Annotated in this window: 1 protein-coding gene; it reads right to left on the bottom strand. The window is 61.6% G+C overall.

The features are described from left to right. The coding region (locus BN1137_RS00525) for a sigma 54-interacting transcriptional regulator (RefSeq protein ID WP_083443323.1) at positions 1–709 on the bottom strand (709 nt) is incomplete at both ends.

Here is a 709-nt window from a genome sequence, read left to right as displayed (position 1 = left end):
CCCTCGAGTAGCTGGTATTTACGCAGCATGCCCCGGAACTGGTGATAACTCAGGGCCAGTAATTGGGCCGCTTTGCGCTGATTATACTGGGATTGCTGCATCGCTTGCTTGAGTAAATTAATTTCGTATTGTGCCACCGCATTTTTAAGATCCAGCGGCAGCAACTGAGGCTGCTGACCCGTCATCGGCGCCGCTGCGGCGGGCAAGGGGGCGGGCGTGCTGGCAGCGGCGCGGGGGCGCCAGGGGGAATCGAACGGGTTCAAGACCAGCTCCGCGAGCGGCAGTTGCGGGTTGCCCTGACGATAGAGACTGCGCTCCACCACGTTCTTGAGTTCCCGCACGTTGCCAGGCCAGGGGTAGTCCAGCAGCAGTTGGGTCGCCTTGCGGGAGAACCCCGCAAACAGCGGATAACCCAGCTCCCGGGTCATGCTGTGGGCGAAATGCTCCGCCAGCATCAGGATATCGTCCCGCCGCTCACGCAAGGGGGGGAGCGTTATCACGTCAAATGCGAGTCTATCCAGCAGATCGTGTCGAAACTGTCCCTTGTCGGCCAATGCCGGCAGATCCTCGTTGGTGGCGCACACCAGCCGCACATCCACCTTGAGTGGCTTGGCGCCGCCCACCCGCTCGAACTCGCCGTATTCGATGACCCGCAGTAGGTTCTCCTGCACCCTGGTGCTGGTGGTGGCCAGCTCGTCGAGAAACAGGG

It is taken from the genome of Aeromonas tecta (assembly GCF_000820185.1).
Lineage (GTDB): Bacteria > Pseudomonadota > Gammaproteobacteria > Enterobacterales > Aeromonadaceae > Aeromonas > Aeromonas tecta.
The sequence above is the reverse complement of the archived record's forward strand: the minus strand, read 5'-3'. Positions and strand labels throughout refer to the sequence as shown.